We start from the raw sequence: 4,744 nt of genomic DNA, 5'->3' as shown, positions 1-4,744 counted from the left end.
CAGGGACCGCCCGGCGCGAGGGGAGGCGCCCGGCCTTCAGGGGCCGGACGTGGAGGGGGCGTCCTCGCGGGGCAGCCACACGATGAAGCGGGTGCCGTCCGCCGCCCCCGACTCCACGGAGATGCGCCCGCCGTGAGCCAGGGCGATCTGCCGGACGATGAAGAGCGACAGCCCCAGCCCGTCGTCCGCGGCGCAGACGGCGCGGTGCTTGAACGGCTCGAAGAGGGTGCCCTGGTACTCCGGCGGCACCCGGCAGTCCGGGTCATGCACCTGGACCGTCACGCCGTCCCAGCGCCCCTGGACCTGGAGCACCACGGAGGAGGACACCGGGCCGTGATGCAGGGCGTTGCCCACCAGCGAGTCCATCAGCTGGGAGAGGCGCTCGCCGTCCCAGGTGCCCCGCAGGTCGCCGCCGGTGACGAGCCGCAGGTCGCGGCCCGGGTGGGCGCTGCGCCGGTCCGTCACCACGCGCTCGGCCAGCTGTCCCAGGTGGACGGGCGCGGGGTGCACGGGCAGGCCGTTGGACAGCCGGGAGCGCGTGAAGTCCAGCAGCTGGCGGATCAGCCGCTCCACCCGGCGCACGCCCTGGCCCACCCGCCCCACCTGCTCCGTCAGGTCCTCCGGCAGGGACCCGGCGTGCTGGAGGGCGAGCACGTCGCAATGGAGCCGCTGGAGCGGGGCCTTGAAGCCGTCCCCCGCCGCGTCCAGGAACTGGTCGCGGAAGTGCTCCATCCGCATCAGGCGCTCCTCGGCGGCCTTGCGGACGCTCACGTCCCACACCGCGCCCATGCGCACCGGGCGGCCCTGGAACGTCGCGGGCCGGCCCATGACCTCCACGGGGATGCGGCGGCCGTCGCGGTGCAGCACGGCCAGCTCGTACGGGGCCTCCACGCCGCGCTCCATCACGTCGCGGGCGGGGGCGCGGAACTCCGGCGCCACGCAGTCCAGGATGTTCCGGCCGATCAGCTCCGCCGTCTCGTAATAGCCCAGCAGGCGCCCCAGGCCGGGGCTGATCTCCAGGAACTGCCCGCGGTCGTGGAAGAAGTACCCGTCGCAGGAGATCTCCACGATGGAGCGCATGTGCTCCTCGCTCGCGCGCAGCGCCGCCTCCTCGCGCAGGCGCGCGGAGGTGTCCCGCAAGAGCAGCAGCACGCCCGCCGGGGCCGCCGGCATCGCGCTCACGGTGAGGTGGCGCAGCGTGCCCACCTCGCCGAAGCGGCCCTGCACCAGCTCCTCCGCCACGCGCTCGCCGGACTGCGCCCGCGCGAGCAGCGGCGACAGGGCGGCGCCAGGCCCGGCCACGCCTCCGACAGGAAGCGCCCCACGCAGAGCGCCGACGGCCGGCCGCACAGCTGCGCCAGCAGGTCGTTCATCCAGAGAAGGCGGGAGTCCCCGTCCACCAGCGCCACCCCCCAACCCGGCGCGTTGAGCAACGCTCCCAGGAAGGGCAGGGTCTCCTCGGGAACCCCCGGGGACGGAAGGGCTCCGGGAAGCCGTTGGAACACGGGCTGCGGCATGGGCGGGTCGTCTCGGAAAACGCGGGCTTGTCCGCGTTGACCAGAAGTATACCCATTCCCGGAGCCGACGGGAAATACAGGTTTGACTAGGACTGCGGGGCAACCTGGACAACCCGGCACGTGGGGCGCACCGGGAGTCCCAGGGGCGCGGCTACTTCAGCTGACGGCGCATCTCTTCCAGCTGGGTGCGCAGGGTGCCGTCGTAGAGGGTGCCACCGACCTGGGCGGCCACGCCGCCGAGCACGGACGGGTCCACCTTGGTCTCCAGCACGACGTTGCGCTGGGTGAGCTGCTGGAGCGACTGCTGGAGGCGGGAGACGGCGTCGGGCGACAGCGGCGCGGCGCTGGTGACCTGGCCCCGGACGCGGCCCGCGCGGGCATCCGCCATGTCGCGGTAGAGCCGGGCGATGTCGGGCAGGTAGCCCAGGCGGCTGCGGTCCACCAGCAGGCGCAGCGCGTTGGCCAGCGCGGGCTCCGCGGGGGAGGGCATGGCCTTCAGCAGGGCCTCCACCACGCTGTTGCGCTGGGCGCGGCTGTAGGCGGGGTTGAGCAGCACGTCCGACAGGTCGGGGCTCTGGCCCACGACGGCGGCGAAGGCGTTGAGCTGCTCCGCGACGGCGTCGGTGCGGTTGCCTTCCGCTGCGACGTCGAGGATGGCGCGGGCGTAGCGGCGGGCGATGGAGACGTTCACCATGACGCTGGCGCCCTTAGCATGGGGCGTCCCTGGCGGCAATGATGCCGGCGCCGTGGCCGCCCGGCGCCTCCCGGGGTCTGGAGACAGCGGGCGGGGAAGCGTGCGCGGGTGGGCGCTCCGGGTGTGCGCTGGTGGCCGTCCAGGGGCCCCGCGAGGCAGGCCTCCGCCCGGCAACGGACGGCCTGGGTGCGACAGGACTTGGCGGAAGCGGGCCCTTACCCGTAGCGTGGGACCCACCCCTCGCCATGCAAGAACCTGTCATCGGCATCGACCTGGGCACCACCAACAGCGTCGTGGCGACCGTGGAAGACGGACGTCCGCGCCTCATCCCCTCGCGCTCGGGAGGACGCCTCACGCCCTCGGTGGTGGGCCTCACCCGGGCGGGCGACCGCCTGGTGGGGCAGCCGGCCCAGGCCCTGGCGGAGGAGCACCCGGACGCGGTGGTGTGGGCCACCAAGCGCTTCCTGGGACGCCGCTACACACCGGAGCTGGTGCAGCAGGCGAAGGCGGTGGTGCCCTACCCCCTGGTGGCCGGCCCCACGGGCGACGTGCGCGTGAAGCTGTCCGGCCGCGTGCTGCCCGCGACGCAGGTGTCCGCCTTCATCCTGGGCGAGCTGCGCCTGGACGCGCAGGCGCACTTCGGGCGCGACGTGCGCAAGTGCGTCATCACCGTCCCCGCGAACTTCGACGACAACCAGCGCCAGGCCACGCGCGAAGCGGCGGCCATCGCGGGGCTGGAGGTGGTGCGGCTGGTCAACGAGCCCACCGCGGCGGCGCTGGCGTACGGCCTGTCGCGCGGCTTCGAGGGCAGCGCGCTGGTGTTCGACCTGGGCGGCGGCACCTTCGACGTGTCCATCCTGGACGTGAAGGCGGGCGTCTTCGAGGTGAAGGCCACCGGCGGCGACCACGCGCTGGGCGGCGAGGACTTTGATCAGCGCATCGTCCAGTGGCTGCTCGCGCAGGTGGAGGACTCCTTCCAGGAGGCGGTCTCCCGGGACGCGCAGTCGCTCAGGCGCCTGAAGGTGGCGGCGGAGGCGGCCAAGCGCGAGCTGACCGAGTCCGAGGAGGCCACCATCTCCGTGTCCGGCCTGGGCGACCACACCTCCGGCGCCAGGCGCTTCACGGAGGTGAACACCGCGCTCACGCGCAGCTTCTTCGAGACGCTGTCGGAGCCGCTGTCGCGCCGGTGCCTGGACGTCTGCAAGAGCGTGATGGCGGAGGCGCGGATGGATCCGCGCTCGGTGGACGTGGTGCTGCTGGTGGGCGGCATGACGCGCGTCCCGCTGGTGCGCCGGCTGGTGGCGGACTTCTTCGGCCGCGCGCCCTCCACGGACGTGCACCCGGACGAGGCGGTGGCGCTGGGCGCCGCGGTGCAGGCGGACGAGCTCATCCGGCAGGCGGGCCAGGCGCTGCTGCTGGACGTGGCCAGCCAGAGCCTGGGCGTGGGCGTGATGGGCGGCCGGGTGAAGCGGCTCATCCCCAAGAACACGGGCGTGCCGGTGGTGGCGCGCGACATCTTCTTCCCGGGCACCTCCGGCCAGGCCGAGGCGCGCATCCCCGTGTACCAGGGGGAGAGCGAGTTCCAGGACGAGAACCACAAGCTGGGCGAGGTGGTCCTCAAGAACCTGCACGTCGCCGCGCGCGGAGAGACGCCGCTGGAGGTCGTCTTCGAGCTGTCCGGCGAGGGCATCCTCGCGGTGAAGGCCACCGACCTGACCTCCGGCAACATGGAGCTGGTGCGCCTGGAGGCCCGCGCGGGCCTGCCGCAGGGCGAGGCGGAGAAGCTGGGCCAGGAGCAGTCCCACTACGCCCAGGCGCAGGGCGTGGTGGACGCGCGCAAGGCGGAGGAGACCTTCCGCAAGCTGCTGGAGCGCGGGGAGAAGCTCGCCCGCCTGCTCCAGCAGAGCGCCCGGGAGAACCCCAGCCCGGAGGCCGAGTCCGCCGTGGGCACCGTGCAGCAGCTGCTGGTGGGCGGCAAGGACGCGCTGGCCGCCGGGGACGCCGCGCAGTGCGCCCTGATTGCCCGTCAGCTCACGAAGCTGCTGTCCGGTCGCGCCGAGCCCCGCGGCTGACACCCCGCGTAACGCGGAAAAGGCGTCCACCAGCGCACGTTGTGGCGCCAGGTCCGTGGTGCCTTTCGCGCAGTCCGCCTATCTCCGGGCGTCATGATGACCCCCGGCTTTTCTCCCCGCCCGAGAGACCTGGTCTTCGTGGTGGACGACTCGCGGACGGCGCGGGACGTGATGCGGCTGCACCTGTCGCGCATGGGCTGCGACGCGGTGGGGCTGGAGGGGGCGGATGCGTGCCTGGCGGAGCTCGCGCAGCGGACGCCGGCGCTCATCCTGATGGACCTGCACCTGGAAAAGCTCCAGGGGGACGAGGCCTGCCGCGCGGTGAAGGCGCACCCGGCGGGGCGCAACGTGCCGGTGGTGATGTTCACCGCCGCGGACGAACCGCATGAGGTGATGCACTGCGGGCGCGCGGGCGCGGACGACTTCCTGCCCAAGCCGGTGAGCCAGGAGGCGCTGGCGGC

General features: G+C 73.4%; 4 protein-coding genes. 2 read left to right on the top strand and 2 right to left on the bottom strand.

The features are described 5' to 3' along the window. Positions 1–36: 36 nt before the first annotated feature. Both ACLEQD_RS37165 and atpH read right to left on the bottom strand, forming a co-directional pair. Positions 37–1,302 (bottom strand): PAS domain S-box protein, encoded by a 1,266-nt coding sequence (locus tag ACLEQD_RS37165; protein ID WP_410390624.1) that lies wholly within the window; start codon positions 1,300–1,302, stop codon positions 37–39. A gap of 366 nt (positions 1,303–1,668) precedes the next feature. Then, a complete protein-coding gene (atpH, locus tag ACLEQD_RS37160) occupies positions 1,669–2,211 on the bottom strand; it encodes an ATP synthase F1 subunit delta (RefSeq protein ID WP_410390623.1) in 543 nt (180 codons plus the stop codon). A 245-nt stretch (positions 2,212–2,456) separates the two neighbouring features. Between atpH and ACLEQD_RS37155 the strand changes: the two genes are divergently transcribed. Both ACLEQD_RS37155 and ACLEQD_RS37150 read left to right on the top strand, forming a co-directional pair. Then, entirely contained in the window at positions 2,457–4,283 is a 1,827-nt protein-coding gene (locus ACLEQD_RS37155) for an Hsp70 family protein (RefSeq protein ID WP_410390622.1), read from the top strand. Between the two features lie 96 nt (positions 4,284–4,379). Further along, on the top strand, positions 4,380–4,744 hold a 365-nt coding region (locus ACLEQD_RS37150), incomplete at its 3' end, for a response regulator (protein ID WP_410390621.1).

Source organism: Corallococcus sp. 4LFB (assembly GCF_046520365.1).
Lineage (GTDB): Bacteria > Myxococcota > Myxococcia > Myxococcales > Myxococcaceae > Corallococcus > Corallococcus caeni.
Note: the sequence above shows the minus strand (reverse complement) of the source record. Positions and strands in the feature narration are given on the sequence as shown.